General features: G+C 61.5%; 18 protein-coding genes. 3 read left to right on the top strand and 15 right to left on the bottom strand.

What is annotated here, in order from left to right; genetic code table 11:
- Positions 1-21: 21 nt before the first annotated feature.
- From VFF99_RS02735 to VFF99_RS02705, 7 genes are all read right to left on the bottom strand, one after another.
- On the bottom strand, positions 22-1527 hold the full coding sequence (locus tag VFF99_RS02735) for a response regulator (RefSeq protein WP_325014768.1): 1506 nt from the start codon (positions 1525-1527) through the stop codon (positions 22-24).
- Between the two features lie 17 nt (positions 1528-1544).
- Positions 1545-3317 (bottom strand): ATP-binding protein, encoded by a 1773-nt coding sequence (locus VFF99_RS02730; RefSeq protein WP_325014766.1) that lies wholly within the window; start codon positions 3315-3317, stop codon positions 1545-1547.
- A gap of 16 nt (positions 3318-3333) precedes the next feature.
- Positions 3334-4359: an ATP-binding SpoIIE family protein phosphatase gene (locus VFF99_RS02725; RefSeq protein ID WP_325014763.1), complete on the bottom strand. Its 1026-nt coding sequence runs from the start codon at positions 4357-4359 to the stop codon at positions 3334-3336.
- The gene (locus tag VFF99_RS02720) at positions 4344-4745 is read right to left on the bottom strand and encodes an anti-sigma regulatory factor (protein WP_325014761.1); all 402 of its coding nucleotides are present in this window, start codon (positions 4743-4745) and stop codon (positions 4344-4346) included. Before VFF99_RS02720 ends, VFF99_RS02725 begins: the two co-directional genes overlap by 16 nt.
- Positions 4746-4871: 126 nt before the next feature.
- Positions 4872-5228, bottom strand: a complete 357-nt coding sequence (locus VFF99_RS02715) for an STAS domain-containing protein (protein WP_325014759.1) — start codon at positions 5226-5228, stop codon at positions 4872-4874.
- A 10-nt stretch (positions 5229-5238) separates the two neighbouring features.
- Positions 5239-6102 (bottom strand): STAS domain-containing protein, encoded by an 864-nt coding sequence (locus VFF99_RS02710; protein ID WP_325014758.1) that lies wholly within the window; start codon positions 6100-6102, stop codon positions 5239-5241.
- 160 nt (positions 6103-6262) lie between these two features.
- Positions 6263-7162, bottom strand: coding sequence for a LysR substrate-binding domain-containing protein (locus VFF99_RS02705; protein ID WP_325014756.1), 900 nt, complete (start codon positions 7160-7162; stop codon positions 6263-6265).
- Between the two features lie 108 nt (positions 7163-7270).
- On the opposite strand from VFF99_RS02705, the gene VFF99_RS02700 reads away from it, so the two are divergent.
- Positions 7271-8350 carry a tartrate dehydrogenase gene (locus VFF99_RS02700; protein ID WP_325014754.1) on the top strand — a complete coding sequence of 360 codons (1080 nt, stop codon included), beginning with the start codon at positions 7271-7273 and terminating at the stop codon, positions 8348-8350.
- A 28-nt stretch (positions 8351-8378) separates the two neighbouring features.
- Here the strand turns inward: VFF99_RS02700 and VFF99_RS02695 are convergent, their stop codons facing one another.
- The 4 genes from VFF99_RS02695 to VFF99_RS02680 are packed head-to-tail and all read right to left on the bottom strand — an operon-like array spanning position 8379 to position 9978.
- Entirely contained in the window at positions 8379-8567 is a 189-nt protein-coding gene (locus tag VFF99_RS02695; protein ID WP_325014752.1) for a hypothetical protein, read from the bottom strand.
- 22 nt (positions 8568-8589) lie between these two features.
- Positions 8590-8817: a DUF2798 domain-containing protein gene (locus VFF99_RS02690; RefSeq protein ID WP_325014750.1), complete on the bottom strand. Its 228-nt coding sequence runs from the start codon at positions 8815-8817 to the stop codon at positions 8590-8592.
- Positions 8814-9410, bottom strand: a complete 597-nt coding sequence (locus tag VFF99_RS02685; protein ID WP_325014748.1) for a flavodoxin family protein — start codon at positions 9408-9410, stop codon at positions 8814-8816. The genes VFF99_RS02690 and VFF99_RS02685 overlap by 4 nt, the downstream gene beginning before the upstream one ends.
- 49 nt (positions 9411-9459) lie before the next feature.
- Positions 9460-9978 (bottom strand): DUF2938 domain-containing protein, encoded by a 519-nt coding sequence (locus VFF99_RS02680; protein ID WP_325014747.1) that lies wholly within the window; start codon positions 9976-9978, stop codon positions 9460-9462.
- An 85-nt stretch (positions 9979-10063) separates the two neighbouring features.
- Between VFF99_RS02680 and VFF99_RS02675 the strand changes: the two genes are divergently transcribed.
- The gene (locus tag VFF99_RS02675) at positions 10064-10495 is read left to right on the top strand and encodes a helix-turn-helix domain-containing protein (RefSeq protein ID WP_325014745.1); all 432 of its coding nucleotides are present in this window, start codon (positions 10064-10066) and stop codon (positions 10493-10495) included.
- Positions 10496-10731: 236 nt separating this feature from the next.
- On the opposite strand, the gene VFF99_RS02670 is transcribed toward VFF99_RS02675, so the two are convergent.
- From VFF99_RS02670 to VFF99_RS02660, 3 genes are all read right to left on the bottom strand, one after another.
- Entirely contained in the window at positions 10732-11178 is a 447-nt protein-coding gene (locus VFF99_RS02670) for a hypothetical protein (protein ID WP_325014743.1), read from the bottom strand.
- Between the two features lie 188 nt (positions 11179-11366).
- Positions 11367-12875, bottom strand: a complete 1509-nt coding sequence (locus VFF99_RS02665; protein WP_325014741.1) for an ATP-binding protein — start codon at positions 12873-12875, stop codon at positions 11367-11369.
- A 133-nt stretch (positions 12876-13008) separates the two neighbouring features.
- Complete coding sequence (locus VFF99_RS02660; protein ID WP_325014739.1) at positions 13009-14154, bottom strand: HAMP domain-containing sensor histidine kinase; 1146 nt, start codon at positions 14152-14154, stop codon at positions 13009-13011.
- Positions 14155-14383: 229 nt separating this feature from the next.
- On the opposite strand from VFF99_RS02660, the gene VFF99_RS02655 reads away from it, so the two are divergent.
- Positions 14384-14704 (top strand): hypothetical protein, encoded by a 321-nt coding sequence (locus tag VFF99_RS02655; protein WP_325014737.1) that lies wholly within the window; start codon positions 14384-14386, stop codon positions 14702-14704.
- A 59-nt stretch (positions 14705-14763) separates the two neighbouring features.
- Here VFF99_RS02655 and VFF99_RS02650 read toward each other — a convergent pair whose 3' ends face one another.
- Positions 14764-15243 carry a TlpA disulfide reductase family protein gene (locus VFF99_RS02650; protein WP_325014735.1) on the bottom strand — a complete coding sequence of 160 codons (480 nt, stop codon included), beginning with the start codon at positions 15241-15243 and terminating at the stop codon, positions 14764-14766.
- Positions 15244-15353: the final 110 nt, after the last annotated feature.

The raw sequence follows: 15353 nt of genomic DNA, 5'->3' as shown, positions 1-15353 counted from the left end.
TAGCTGGGATTGCATCCCAGCCTACCCGTGCGGGCGGTGCTGCTGTATCAACTCGCTCAACGAACCGAATGGCACCGGCTTCGTAAAGTGCCCGTCGAAGCCGCCATCCAGCGTCCGCTGCTTGTCGGCCTCCTGGCCGTAGCCGGATACCGCGAGAATGAGCACGGCCGCCAGTTCCGGCATGCCGCGCAGGTCCTTGGCGACGTCGTAGCCGGACATGTCGGGTAGTGCGAGGTCGAGAATGACGACGTGGGGACGGAACTGCCCTGCTGCGTCGACGGCGGCCCTGCCATCATAGAGCGTGCGCACCTGGTGCCCTTGGGCCTCGAACAGCGAACTTAACATGTCGGCCGCGTCCCGGTTGTCGTCAACGATGAGGATGCGTCGCGGTTCGATGGCGACAGCCGGACCTTCGCCCGCTGCTTCCCGCACCGATGCGCTCGCGCTGGCCGGAAGCCGGACTTCGAAGGTGCTGCCCGCATTGGCGCCGGCGCTCGTGACGGCAATGCTTCCAAGGTGCATTTCGGTCAGTGCCTTGACCAGCGCCAGTCCGATGCCCAGCCCTTCCCGCGCACGTCCCGGCAGGTGTTGCGCCTGATTGAACAGTTCGAAGATAGACCTGGATTCTTCCTGCGACAAGCCGATGCCGTTGTCCTGTATCTGAATCACGAACTCGCCCTGGTCCTGCCAGGCGGTCACATCCACCCTGCCGCCCTGCGGCGTGAACTTGGCGGCATTCGTGATGAGATTGCTGACCACCTGTGCCAGGCGGACGCTGTCTCCGGTCAGTACGCTGTCCTGTTCCGGCAGGTCGACGACCAGCTGGTGGCCGTAGCGGTCGATGATCGGCTTGGCGGATTCGATCGCGGTATGGACGACCGACTTGAGCCTCACCTCTTCCTGGCGCAGGTTGATTTTTCCCTGCGAGATGCGGGCCACGTCGAGCAAGTCGTCGATCAGGCGGACCATGTGGTCGGTCTGGCGCAGGATGGTGGCGCGGGCGTTTTCCTGCACCTTCGAGGCATTCGGCTCCAGGATGCACAACAGCTCGACCGAACTGCGGATAGGTCCGAGCGGATTGCGCAGTTCATGCGCGAGCATGGCGAGGAATTCATTCTTGCGGCGATCCATCTCGCGCAGCTTCCGCTCGACCGTGCTCAGGCGCAGCAGGGCCTTGACATTGGCCACCAGTTCTTCAGGCTCGATGGGCTCGAACAGGTAGTTGTCCGCGCCGCCTTCCAGCGCGCGGATCTTGTCGCTGGTGCCCACGTAGGACGCGGAAGTCTGCAGTACCAGGATGGTTTCGGTCGCGTTGTTTTCCTTCAATCGGCGGCAGACTTCGAAGCCGTTGATGTCGGGCAGCTTCACATCGAGCAGTACCAGCGCCGGCCTGCGCGACTCCGCCAGTTCCAGTGCATCGGCGCCGGTTTCGGCCTCGATGACCTCGAACCCGGCCCGGACCAGAATGCGGGTCTTTGCATACCTTGCCGCTTCGGTATCGTCGACATTCAGGATCAAGTTGCTCATAGCGTCCGCCGTCATGGTTACCTGCCCGCCGTATGGCCGGTGCCGCTTTCCGAAGCGAACCGCAGGAGCGCCGAAACCAGCTCTTGGCGAAAAACGGGTTTGACGAAGTAGGCATCCGCACCGAGAGTCAAGCCCTTCTCCTTGTCGTCGATTTCGGTCACAAGGATGACCGGGATGGAACGACGGCCGGAATCGCTCTTTATCCGGCTCAACCAGGCCCAGGTATCCTCGCTGCCGAGATGGACGTCGAGCAGCACGGCCGCCGGCCGGGTCTGCTCGATGAGCCGGTCCGCTTCCCAGGTACTGCGGGCGCACATCGGCCGGAAACCGGTGCCGGCAAGGTATTTTTCGTAGAGCATCTGGGTCTGCGGATCGTCTTCGACGATCAGGACCGGCGTGCGTCGGTCGTCGGCTTGCAGTGCGCTGGCATGGTTCTCCGCCTCGCGGGGCATGCGATATCGAACCGGGATGACTACCGAAAACGTCGAGCCATGTCCCAAGGCGCTTTGCAGCTCGATATGCCCTCCCAGCAAGGAGGCGAGCTTGCGGCACAGCGGTAAGCCCAGCCCGGTGCCCTTGACCTTTTTCTGGAGCCGGTTTTCGACCTGGCCGAACTCTTCGAAGATGGTCTCCTGATTCTGCGGGGCGATGCCCAGCCCGGTGTCGCGCACCGAGAACCGGATTGCCGGCTTGTCCGGCTCGGCCTTTGCGGTCACCCGCACTTCGCCTGCCTCTGTGAACTTCAGCGCGTTGGAAATGAAGTTCCTGAGGATCTGGGAGACCTTGGCTTCGTCGGTGTCCATCAAAAGATTTTCACCCGGCTCGTCGAAGACGAGATCGACTCTTTCACTGACCAGGAGCGGGCGCAACATGCCGCGCAGCGCGCTGAACATTTCGGCGACGTCAAACTTCGCCGGGCGAACCTCGATCTTGCCGGCCTCGATCTTGGCAAGGTCGAGCAAGTCGTTGACCAGTTCGTTCAGCGATTCAGCCTGCCTGAGGATGAAACCGACCTGCTTTTCCTGCTCGGTGGTCAGTTCGCCATCGATGCGGTCGAGCAGCAGTTTGGAGAGTGCGCGGATGGAGCTGAGCGGCGTGCGGAATTCGTGGCTCATGTTGGACAGGAAGCGCGATTTCATTTCGTCGGCCCGCCGCAAATGGTCCGCCTTTTCGTCCAGCTCCGCGTAGAGCGCGACGACGCCGCGGTTCGTATCTTCCAGCTCCCTGGTCAGTTGCAGCAGCTCTTCCTGACGCGCCCGCAACTCCGCCAACGCTTGCAGCAACTCCTGGTTTTGCTTCTGCAGCTCCGAGAGGGCCAGGTCCGATCCCGGCGCCGACGCGAGCTGCGTACCGATTTCACCGATGCTCCTGGGCGTGAACAAGGGCGCCTGGGCGGGCAGCAACTTCTTCAGCACGATGGTGGTTCCCTGCCCGGCGACGGTATGGATGTCGAACTGGTCCATCAAGCGCTTGGCGCCGATGATGCCCAGGCCCATTCCGGTCTGCGATTGATAGCGGCCGGACAGGATCAGGTCGAGATGTGCAATGCCGGGGCCCTGGTCTTCGATCTTGACGACGAGCACCTGCGGCGCCGTGCTGCCTTCGAGGGAGAATTCGATTTTGCCGGACGCGGCGTAGTTATAGACGTTGCGCGCCAGCTCGGAAACGGCAGTGGCGATGCGCGTCTGCTCCTGCGCCGCAAAGCTGCACAGTGCGGCCACCTGGCGCGCCCGCTGGCGGGCGGCGACCACATCGAGTTCGTTCCGGATTGCGACGCTCAAGATCCGCATGGTGTCAGCCTGCCTTTCAGTCCCGGTGTTCGCGGATGACCAGTACGGTGGCGTCGTCGCGCCCGCGCACGAAATCCCGATACAGCACGGCCGCGATGACGTTGGCATCGTGCAGGGCAAGTCCGGGATACTGGCCCAGGTCCCAGCGCGTGCCGATGCCATCCGAACAGAGGAGCAGGATGCTACCCGCCTTCCAGGCTTGGGCGAATTCCTGGACCTTGTGCAGGTTGTTGCCGACGATGCCGTTGTGCGAAACCAGTTGGCGTCGCGATCCATTTTCGTACACGCTGGCCATGATGTTGCCCACGCCGGCAAAACGAAGGTCCTCGGCCAGGAAGTCCAGGCGGGCTACGGCAACGGCAGCGCCACGCGTCGCCCGCAAGGCGAGGTGGATATCCTGCACGGCCTCGGCGGGCATGCGGTCCGGCCTCTCGGCGATGACGTCCGCGGCCGCTTCGGATGCCGCGGCGGCATGGATGCCGTGGCCGAGGCCGTCGGCCGCCATCACCGTCACCAGGGTCGAGCCCGCGGCAATCGCCCAGGCGTCGCCGCAGACGGTTTCTCCCGGCATCGGCAGGCAGACCGCGCCTACCTGTACCGCGCTCGTTGATGGCGGCCTTCCCTTGGCGTGGAGGGTCATGGCGACCACGGTTCCCTTGCCCGGGGTGGTGTAGAGGTCAAATACATCGGCCAGCCGGCGCATGGCGCCAAGGCCGATTCCATAACTTCCGGCAGTGGTCGTGCCGTCCTGCATGCTGTGCGCCACATCAGACATGCCGGGGCCGCGATCGATGGCGAGGATCTCGATGCCAACGCCGGCGGCGTCCTGGAGCGGGCGAAACAGCATTTCGCCGCGTCCCGCATGCTTGAGGATATTGGTTGCCGCTTCGGTCGCCGCCAGCGCCGCTTCGCCTGTCCTGGTTTCGTCCAGTCCGATATTCCTGGCGAGTTCCGATGCCAGCCGCCGGGCGGCGCCCACCGCACTGGCGTCGCCGATCTCGATGGCGACCTGGCGCCAGGCCGCGCTTAGAACGGTTTCCATTTCGTTATCCTGACGGTTGTGCCCTTGCCGACCGCGGACTGCATGTCGAACTCGTCGGACAGGCGCTTGGCGCCGCCCAGCCCCAACCCGAGACCCCCGCCGCTGGTAAAGCCGTCGGCCATGGCTTCTTCGATATTGGCGATTCCCGGCCCCTGGTCGACGAAGACCAGGCTGACGCCGGTGCGCATGCCATTGGCTACCCTGGCCAGGTGCGCCTCTCCGCCGCCGCCGTATTTCACGGTGTTGCGCGCCAGTTCGCTGGCCGCGGTAATGAGCTTGGTCTGGTCCACCAGGCTGAAGCCGATCGAGACCAGGGAGTTCCTGACGGCCTGGCGCAGGCGGACCACGTCTTCATCCGAGCGCAAAGGCACTACGACGATGTCCATGTCCTTCGTACTCAAGACGGCTGCCTTTCAAAATACATGAGGTTCACATGCGGGGCGGAGGAGTCGGGAACCATGCGGCGGGTTTCGCTGCGCTCTACCCACCCTACAGTCCTTTATCCGTTCAATTCAGTGGGCGGCCGACTGCAGCAGTTGTACGCCGCGCTCGACATTCAGCGCGGTCTTGACGCCTTCGAGCGCGAGCCCGAGTTCGACCAGCGTGATGGCGACGGCCGGCTGCATGCCGACGAGGACGGTCCTGGCATCGAGGATCTTGGCCATGGCCGCGGTGTTGCTGATCATCCGCCCGATGAAGGAATCGACGATGTCGAGTGCGGAGATGTCGATCAGCACGCCCTTGGCCCGTTCCTTGACGATGCGCGTGGTGAGGTCGTCCTGCAGCGTCATGGCCAGCCGGTCGTGCATGTCCACCTGGATGGTTACCAGCAGGAGATTGCCCATCTTGAGGATAGGGATGCGCTCCATCGTCGCACCATCAGGCCGGCAGCAGGGCCGCCACGCCTGCCCCGGTCCGCTTGAGGGCGACCTGGAATGCGTCGGCCAGGGTAGCCTTGGTGATCACGTCTTCGAGGTTGACGCCAAGGTGCACGATGGTCTGCGCGATCTGCGGACGGATGCCGCTGATGATGCAGTCGGCGCCCATCAGCCGCGCAGCGGAGACGGTCTTGAGGAGATGCTGGGCGACCAGCGTATCGACCGTCGGCACGCCGGTGATGTCGACGATGGCGATCGAGGCCCCCGTGTCGATGATCTTTTGCAGCAGGTTTTCCATCACCACCTGGGTGCGCGCGCTGTCCAGCGTGCCGATCAGCGGCACGGCAAGGATGTCCTTCCACAGCTGGACCACCGGCGTCGAGAGTTCCAGCAACTCCTGTTGCTGCCGCAGGATGACCTGCTCGCGCCCCTTCAGGTGTTCATCGACGGTGAACAAGCCGAGCTTGTCGAACAATGCGCCGGTTTCGGCCATTTCTTCGGCAAGCGCTATCGTGTCACTTGCCATGCGCGTGCGCAGCAAGCGAAAGAGCGGTTCCTTGAGCGAAAAGACAAAGGTGGCCGTCTCGACCGGCGTGAAGCCCTGGCGCAGGCGCGACTGCGAAATTTCGCTGAGCAGGCGTCGCACTTCGTTCCAGGAGGCGAGGGCCACGTCATAGCTGCCGCCTTGTTCGACGGCTTCGGCCACCAGGGGCAGGAAGCGGGCGGCATGATCGCGCATTTCCGCTTCGGCAGCGCGGTCGCGCCGGACAATCCGGGAAAACATGCCCTCCAGCCAGCCATTGAGCAAGACTTCCTGGTTTTCCTTGATCACTTGGGCCAGATTGCCCGTCGCTTCCTTTGTCATTTGAATCCCCTTATATGCAATCCGATCCTGGCAAGCGAGATAGAAACAGCCTCTCTTCACGGAGCGGCTACGCTCACTCTGCAAAGCGAGGCAGTTTAACCGGAAGTAATTGCATTCATGCAACGACCAGAGCGGTCATTGATTTTTATCAACAGGGATATCAGAACGACATGCCGGCAAGGTGCGCCTGCAGAAACTCGACGCATACCCTGACCTTGCCCGATCCAGCCAGCCGCTGGGGATAAACGGCCCAGACGTTGGCCTCCTGGGTGTAATCGGGAAGCACCTGGACCAGCTCGCCTGCGTCGATATGCGGCTGCACGTCCCACAGCGAGCGGAGCACGATGCCGATGCCGTCGCGCGCCCAGCGCAGCGCAATCTCGCCGTGGTTGGTCGACAGCGAGCCCGAGACCTTGACCGTCTCGTCGCCGTTCCGGCTTCGGAGCCGCCATACGCCGAACGGATGGTCGCGCTCCTTGATGGCGAGGCAGTTGTGATTGGCGAGATCCTGCAGGCTCTTCGGCGCGCCGCGGCGCGCCAGGTAATCGGGCGAGGCGCACAAGATCCGGTGGTTGGACATGAGCCGCCGCGCGATGAGATGCGGGGCGATCTCGTCGCCCACCCTCACATCGAGGTCGAAGCCCTCGGCGACGATGTCGACCACGCGGTCGAATACTTCGAAGCGGATCTGCAGGCCCGGGTAAGCCTCGGCCAGTTTTGCCATGGCCGGCGCCGCAATATTCCTGCCGAATCCAAAACTGCTGCTGATGCGCACCCGCCCGCTGGGCTCGCGGCGCCGCTCGGAAACCTCGTCGAACAAATTGTCGAGGTCTTCCAGGATCGCCTGCGCGTGCGCATAGACCCGTTCACCATCCTCGGTAATGACCACACGCCGGGTCGTACGCTGGAACAGCCGCACGCCAAGGGCGTCCTCGAGTATCCCGATCCGCTTGCTGACATACGCCGGCGACATCCCCAATTCCTCCGCCGCGGCGGCAAAGCTTGAACGGCGCGCTGCAGCGACGAATACCCGCAGGTCCGCGTTCTCCAGATTATTCACGATCCGTGTCTTTCGAAATCACATTCCGGGGGATTATAAACACTGCTTGCACAGGTTATCTTTTGCACTTGAGGTGCTTCCCCCATAGCAGAGTTGAAAGGCAAAACCATGAACGCACACAAGATTGCCGTGATCGCAGGCGACGGCATCGGCAAGGAAGTGATGCCGGAAGGCATACGCGCAGTCGAAGCGGCGGCAAGGCGCTTCAACATCCCGCTGGAGCTGACCACCTTCGAGTGGGCCAACTGCGACTATTACCTGCAGCATGGCCAGATGATGCCCGACGACTGGCGCGAGCAGCTGGAGGGTTTCGAGGCCATTTATTTCGGCGCCGTCGGCTGGCCCGATACCGTGCCCGACCATATCTCGCTCTGGGGCTCGCTGCTCAAGTTCCGGCGCGATTTCGACCAGTACGTCAACCTGCGCCCGGTACGGCTGATGCCCGGCATCCCCTGCCCCCTGGCCAACAAGAAGCCGGGCGACATCGATTTCTATGTGGTGCGCGAAAACACCGAAGGGGAGTATTCCTCGGTCGGCGGCCGCATGTTCGAAGGCACGGAGCGCGAGCTGGTGCTGCAGGAGGCGGTGTTTACCCGGCATGGCGTCGACCGCATCCTCAAGTACGCATTCGAGCTGGCGCAGCGGCGGCCGAAGAAACACCTGACCGCCGCCACCAAGTCCAACGGCATCGCCATTTCCATGCCCTACTGGGACGAGCGGGTGGCAGCGATGGGCGAGGCTTATCCGGAAGTGAAATGGGACAAGTACCACGTCGACATCCTCGCTGCCCGGTTCGTGCTGTCGCCGGAGCGCTTCGACGTGGTCGTGGCCTCCAACCTGTTCGGCGACATCCTCTCGGACCTCGGGCCCGCCTGCGCCGGCACCATCGGCATCGCCCCCTCAGCAAACTTGAATCCGGAACGCAAGTTCCCGTCGCTGTTCGAGCCTGTCCATGGCTCTGCCCCTGACATCTATGGCAAGAACATCGCCAATCCGATCGGGATGATCTGGTCAGGCGCGATGATGCTGGACTTCCTGGGACAGGGTGACAGCCGCTACACCGCCGCGCACGACGCCATGGTCGCCGCGGTGGAAAGATCTCTGGTGGACGGGCCGCGCACGCCCGATCTCGGTGGCAATGCCAGTACAAGCGACGTCGGGCGGGCAATCAGCGAATACATCGGCTGATGACGAGATCGGCCGGCTGTTTTCCTGGTCACTCAGGTTCACCGGCCGATTCGACGAGCCCCAGGAGGCGCCTGGAAAAGCGCGCATTCTGTTTGTGCCAATCGGCCCACTCAGGATCGGTTGCGGCGCGCTTGAGCTCTCTGCATTCATCGCGGCGCAGTGCCTCGCGCAGGGCGAGGCGCTCATGGTCAAACAGGGCAGGAATCAGTTGCTGCATCACGACCTCCTTGGTTCAACCCTCAGTCTGCCGCCACCAGGGATTGCACGACCTTCCTGGCAAGCGGAGCGACCAGCACGACGACCGGGAACGCAACCGGCCACGCGGCGAGCCAGGCGCCGGCCCAGTCGCTCAGGAAGCCGTCCGCCAGGCCGAGGGCGCGGTATGTCGAGATGCCGGAAACCAGCAGCGACATGAGTCCGGAGAGAATGGCGCTAAACAGTATCGGACCATATTTGGGCGAGATCATGCCGCGACCTCCTGGTCCGCGAGCACGCTCGCATGTCCAACCCGATGCAACGTCTGCGCAAAATGCTTTCCAAACATCCGCGCCGTCTTGATATCGCCTGCCGGGAAAGCGCCGGCGGGAGCACCGTGCGCCGCCTGCGCCATCAACCCGGACCACGAGCCAAGCCGGTTGGCCGCTTCATCGTAGGGCACACCCGAGTGCTGCTCGGGGAGGACCGGGTTGCCCACCCAAAGCATGCCGTGCTGCATGCAGAACACGAACATCGACAACAGCGTCGACTGCTTGTCTCCCGCCGGCAGCGAAGATACCGTGAATCCGGCGGCGAGTTTGCCCTTGAGCTGCTGATTGCGCCACATGCGGCCGGTGGCATCCATGAATGACTTGAACTGACCGGTCACGCCGCCGAGATAGGTGGGCGATCCGAACAGATAACCATCGAAATCGCATAGCGCTTCGGGTGCCTTGGCCAGTTCCTCGGCCTTCAGCAGATGCACTTCAGTGTTCGGGACACTCCTGGCTCCTTCGAGCACATGCGCGGCAATGTGCTCCGTGTGACCGTGAGCGCTATGGTAAACAACGGCAATTTTCTTCATTTCTCAGTTCCTTTCAAGGTTTCGATTTCAATAGAGCAGGCCGGTGTGTTCAGTGAAAAATCCACGCGACGGCGACTGCGGACAGATAAAGGCCCAGACCAAAGACCGTGTGATTGGTCATGCTGCGCAAGCAGTTTTTCAATGGCGCCGGTGTCTTCGAGGCAGCAACACCGAGACCCATGGCCGGCTGCATGACCAGCAGGGGCGCTGCAACCGTGCACAGACCCACCGCGAGGGCGGGCAGGACAGACGGATCCCGCATCCAGCCGGCGCCTTGCAGGCCGACAAGCAAGCCTGCGAACGCAATGCCGGTCGCGTAATGGGTAAACCAGCCAAGCGCGAGTTCGCCGGGAATCGGCTCGGCCTTGCCGATGGATGGATGGAAGAACGTGCCGCGGAAAAGGTGTCCGGCCCAACGCCCGATGAATGCAAAGTTGAGCGTCTGGACACCCATGCGCTTGAGCAACATGAGCCAGGCATCCATGACGGCAGTAGCGCCGATCCCGATGAGAACGGTCTGTGGAATTGTCTGTGGAATTGTCTGTGTAATGGCTTCGACGAAAGTCATGACTACACTCCTTTTGGTTGACTGATGAACTTGATGAGCTCACTATAGAAGTTGAAGTCAACTTCAAGTCAAGGACTGATTTGTCATGGATATCGCCGAAGTCGCAAAGCGGACGGGGGTCCCCGCCTCCACGCTGCGGTACTACGAAAAGAAGGGTTTGATCGCGTCGACAGACCGGCAAGGCATCCGCCGCCGCTTTGCCCCGGCCGTGCTGGATCAACTGGCACTGATTGCCCTCGGGCAGGCCGCCGGATTGTCGCTCGACGAAATCGGCTCGATGCTGTCGCCTAACGGCGGCTCAAGAATCGATCGCCAGTTGCTCGCGACCAAGGCCGAGGAGATCAACGAGACGATCAAGCAACTGCGCGCGGTCAGCCGGGGGTTACGGCATGCCGCGGAATGCAAGGCGCCGAGTCACGCCGAATGTCCTACCTTTCAGCGCTTGCTGAAGGCGGCGGCCTCCGGTGCTCTCGCTAGCCGGCGGCAGGGTAAGGATCTTCAGCGCAGCGGAAAATAGCTGCTCAACCGCCCGAACGCCTGCCGATACCGAGCCGGCGTCATTGAAGGCAATTCCTTGAACATCCGCCGCATCCCCAGTCGCGCGGAAGCGGGTTTCGCCTGTTGCGTCGTGTTATTGCGAGGAGGCGATGATACGGGCGGGAGTGTCTCCTTCCCTCTGAGGAAGGACCTGTTTGCGCGTCTTCTGCTGCGCGGCTTTTTATAGTTGGTGTTGAGCAAGCAGCGACGCCCTCGTTACTGCTTGGTGAAGGTGAATGTTTCAGTGCCGTCGTTGAGCGTTACGATGCGGTCATTTCCCGAGAACGTTGCAAGCATGGTCCCGGTTTCGCTGCCATCCGAGACAGACAGCTTTTCAGCGCTGCCGTCCATTTCGAGGTAGGTCGCGGTGAAGGGAAAGCTCACTTGAACGGACGGTCCGGTGCAGCCGATCCCGTTGTATCCATCGGAATAAAGACGGCCGCTTGCAGAATTGCCGCCGGCGTCAAGTACAAGTGTCATTCGTGCCGAGCCTGGGCCTTCGGCGATGCACGACGAGGTCCATGTTCCGGCATATTTGGTCATGTCGCCCGGTACGGCAACGGTCGGGGCAGCTTGCGCAGGTGTATCGGTTGTGTCGCCACCACCGCCGCCGCATGCGGACAGGACGGCGGCTGCGGCGATCAGAGCGAGTTTGAGTTTCATTGCAGTCGGTGTTGTCAATGGAGAAAGGGCTGAAATCGCGTGCAACGACTACCCGGTTGACGAGCAGTCGAGCCGCAGATTAGCCCAGCCCTTTCATCAAGCTCTGGATAAATAAAATATTGATACGCAAAAAAATGCTGAGCTGTTGTATCGCTGCAAAACGGTGTTGAATTGCACAACCGATGAGCTCAGGACGCCCTTCCATGGAAGGCGAGGATGGTATTGAGCTGAAGCAGATCGAGGGGTTTGATCAGGTGATGATTGAAGCCGGCGTCTATGGCGCTTTGACGGTCCTGCGGCTGGCCATAGCCGGTGACTGCGATCAGCAGGGATTGCGCATGCTGAGGCTGCAGCCGGATCCGGCGCGCCAGTTCCAGGCCATCCATGCCGGGCAGGCCGAGATCGAGCAGGAACACATCGTAGGCGCCGCCATGGGCCGCGTCCAATGCGGTATGCGGGTCGTATTCGACGTGGACCGCATGCCCAAGGGACTTCAGCAGGATTGCCAGCGTTTCTGCAGTGTCCCGGCCGTCCTCCACAATCAGGATGCGAAGCGGCGTTGTCGTGACACTGATCGGGTCATCGCCCAGGTCTTTCGGGACAATCGCGCGACCGGTACTCATTCTCGGCAGGCTGACCGTCACCGTGCTGCCCTTGCCGAGCCCCTCGCTGTGCGCCGTCACTATGCCGTCGTGCAAGGTGACCAGGCTGCGCACCAGCGCAAGACCGATTCCCAGTCCGCCTTGCGTACGGTCCGGCAAGCGCTGCGCCTGGCTGAACAGGTCAAAGGCGTGCTCGCACATTTCTGCTGTCATGCCAATCCCGTTATCGGCAATCGCGACTTGCAAGTCTCTCGGGCCTGGTTCGATGCTGACGGTAATCTCGCCGCCGTCCGTCGTATATTTCGCTGCATTGACAAGGATGTTCGCAAAGACCTGCACCAGGCGCTTGCGGTCGCCCCGTACCCACGCCTCTTCCGGCGCGGTGTTGAGGGCGAGCCAATGACGGCGGGTTTCGATCAATGGCCGGACTTGTTCGATCGCTTCGGCAATGACGGACTTGAGGTCTTGGCCTTCCATCTCAAGCTCCACGAGCCCCCTCGTGACGCGCGATACGTCGAGCAGGTCGTTGATCAGGCCGGCCATGTGGTTGACCTGGCGCGCAATGACCTTGCTGGACTGCCGGATCCCTGTCTCGTCCAGACGGCCGGCCTGCAGCAGCTCCGCAGCCGCCGAAATCGGCGCCAGGGGATTTCGTAATTCGTGGGCGAGCATTGCAAGGAAGTCGTCCTTGCGCTTCTCCAATTCGACTTCATCGGAGACGTCGCGGATCTCGAGGACTTTCAGAACCGGTATGCCGTCGATGATGATCGGACTGGCGGCGCAGGACACATGAAAGGGCGCGCCATTCTTGCGAAAAAACAGGTCGCGGTGGTTACGCACACTCTCACTATTGCCCAGGGTGCAGCCGATCGGACACTCATCAATCGGGAAGATCCGGCCATCCGGGTATTGATGGTGTACCCAATCGTGCACCGGTTTGCCTTTCATGTCTTCGGCTGTAAAGCCCGTGACCTCGGTCCAGGCGCGGTTGGCGAACAGGCAGTGTCCGGCCTCGTCCATGACGACGATGCCTTGTGCCGAGTTTTCGGCGATTGCCAGTGCCATCTCTTTTACATCGGGAATCGAGGAAGACATGCCGGAGGCCTTTAGGGAGTACTCATAGCGGTGCTGCGCGGCATCGCTGGTTGCCGCAGAACCACAAGATTATGCCCGATTGCCGACCTGCGCTCCCGAAAAGCGTTTTTGATCCGGGAATTCCCGGCAAAGGCTACAGGGTGGGGGAGTTCTGAAATGGACGCGAATCGACGGGGATGTCGATGGCAAACGTCGTCCCCCTTTCCTCTGCACTGTCGACATCAATGCTGCCGCCATGGCTTTCCGCCACGCTACGCACGTACGGCAGGCCGATTCCCCATCCCTGCTGATCGCCTGCTTTCGCCGCCTTCGCTCTCCGAAATGCCTGAAACACCGTTTCCACCTGATCGGGCGGAATCGGATTGCCCTGGTTATGCACGGACAGGAGCATGCGCTCGTGGTACTCCTTGAACATGATACGGATAGGCGTATCAGGAGCGCCGTACTTGACTGCGTTGCTGATGAGGTTTTCGAGCGCACGTTTGATGGCGTCCCGTCCCCACCAGCCTTTGATGGACGTCCCGGCCGTTTCGAAGCGGGGGCCATGGACAGTAGAAGCCTGCTCGCAGACTTCCGCCACCACTTCCGCGATATCGAAGTTGGTTGGATGCAGCGAGAGCCGCTCCCCTTGCTGGAACATGACCGTATCGAGCAAGTCCTGGATCATCTGGTCGATACGGCCAAGGTTGTTGATGATCCTTTGGGCCACCCCATCTATTTTTTCGAAATCCCGGATGCGCAGGATTAACTGCGCCGAGGTACTGGCTGCAGCCAGCGGACTGCGGAGATCATGCGCGAGCGTGGCAATGAACTGTTCGCGGAAGGCAGACTGGGCAAGGGTAAATGCGGTGACGGCTTCTCTGATCGACGCATCAATGGAAGAGCCGATGATGTGCATCTCGTCATCACTTATCGGCACCTGGTGCTGCCGCAATACGTCAATGATGGTGGATCTGAGAATCTGGTATTCGCAGATGACAGCGGGTGCCTCGTAATGGGTCACCCGCGCCCGCTCTCCACCGTGCTCCAGCGCAACTGATGGCGTGGCAGTGGCAGCGCTGGTCCGCGGGTAATCCGGCGACAGGGCTTCGGCGAGGTTGTCGTACAGGGTCGGCAGCGTGTTGATAAGAATGGGATGGGACAGTGTGCCGGCGCCCTTCACCGACGAGCGCACTCTTCTTTCCCATTCGGAAAAGACGGCATCCCGAAGCTCCAGCATCTTTCTGCTGATCGGCGACAGCTTGTCGGGGTCGAGATTCTGGTCACTTGCCAAGGTCATATGGTCTCCGATTCAAGATGTGCCGCGACGCTCATACAACGTAGTGCAGTTGCTCCTTGTGGACAAGTCATCCGGGGCGCCGGATTGATGCGGCCGTACTTGCTTCTTGCATCTCCCGGCTTGAGATCTTCGCTGAAACAAATTCTCACACCTTTTCCAGGTTTTCAACTAAAAGGCTGCGGGCTCGCCGGTAAAATTTCAGAATGAGATATGAATCCGAGGTATGCGAATGAAAAGCATCCGAACACTTTTGCTTCCAGCAATATTGCTGACCTTGCCCCTCACCGTCCTGGCCGACCCGTGGAAAGATGAAAGCGGCCACGGCAAAGGACGCAAGCACGACCGCAGGGAGTACAAGGAAGAATATTGGGATGGCAACTGCAAAGTCGAACGCAAGTGGGAAAAGAGCGGCGAGTACAAGGAGGAGCGCAAATGCAAAGGCCCGCGCCACGGGTACTACGAGCAGGCGCCGGTGTACGCGCCGGCACCTCCGCCTGTTGTCGTCGAGCCCGGGATAACGGTTCACGGAACAGTGAGAATCCCTCAGTAACACATAGGTGCACCATTCGAAGCATCAGCGTTGATGAAAATTGACGCGAGTGCATTCGCTCACACCTCGATCTCCGCAACGAGGCGGCCGATCAGCATGCCGAGCCGCAGATCATCGATGTAACCGAGGTGATGCAGCCGGATGCGTCCGCGAGCATCGATGAGAACGGTGCTCGGCGTGCCCTGCAGCTGGTACGCATGCATGGTGGCCGGGATGGATTCGGCAGGACGCGGGCTGTCGATCCCCACCGGAAAACCGAGCTTGTTCTGCTGCACGAAAATGCGCAGCGCACCCGGGTGCATCGCTGCGTGATTCTCGAATACCGTATGCAGCCCGAGCACCACGACATCCCTTTGCCCGAAGGTTTCCCATGCGCGCTGCGCCTGCGGCACACCGTGGCTCACGCAGGCCGGACATAGCATCTGGAATGCATGCAGCAGCACCACGCGGCCGCGCAGGGAGGCGAGCGTGATGTCGGCCGGCGCATTGAGCCATTCCGCAACCTGCAGTTCCGGCGCCGGGGGATAGTATCTTTCCATGGGCATGATCGATGAGTCGGGACATGACGCCATTATGTGCCTTGCCCGCCCGGTCTGCCTGCCGGCTTGCCGTGGAATGCCCGGCAGAAACCGGATTTGATAAAGCGCAG

The sequence above is a fragment of the Noviherbaspirillum sp. genome (genome assembly GCF_035654295.1).
GTDB lineage: Bacteria > Pseudomonadota > Gammaproteobacteria > Burkholderiales > Burkholderiaceae_D > Noviherbaspirillum.
Note: the sequence above shows the minus strand (reverse complement) of the source record. Positions and strands in the feature narration are given on the sequence as shown.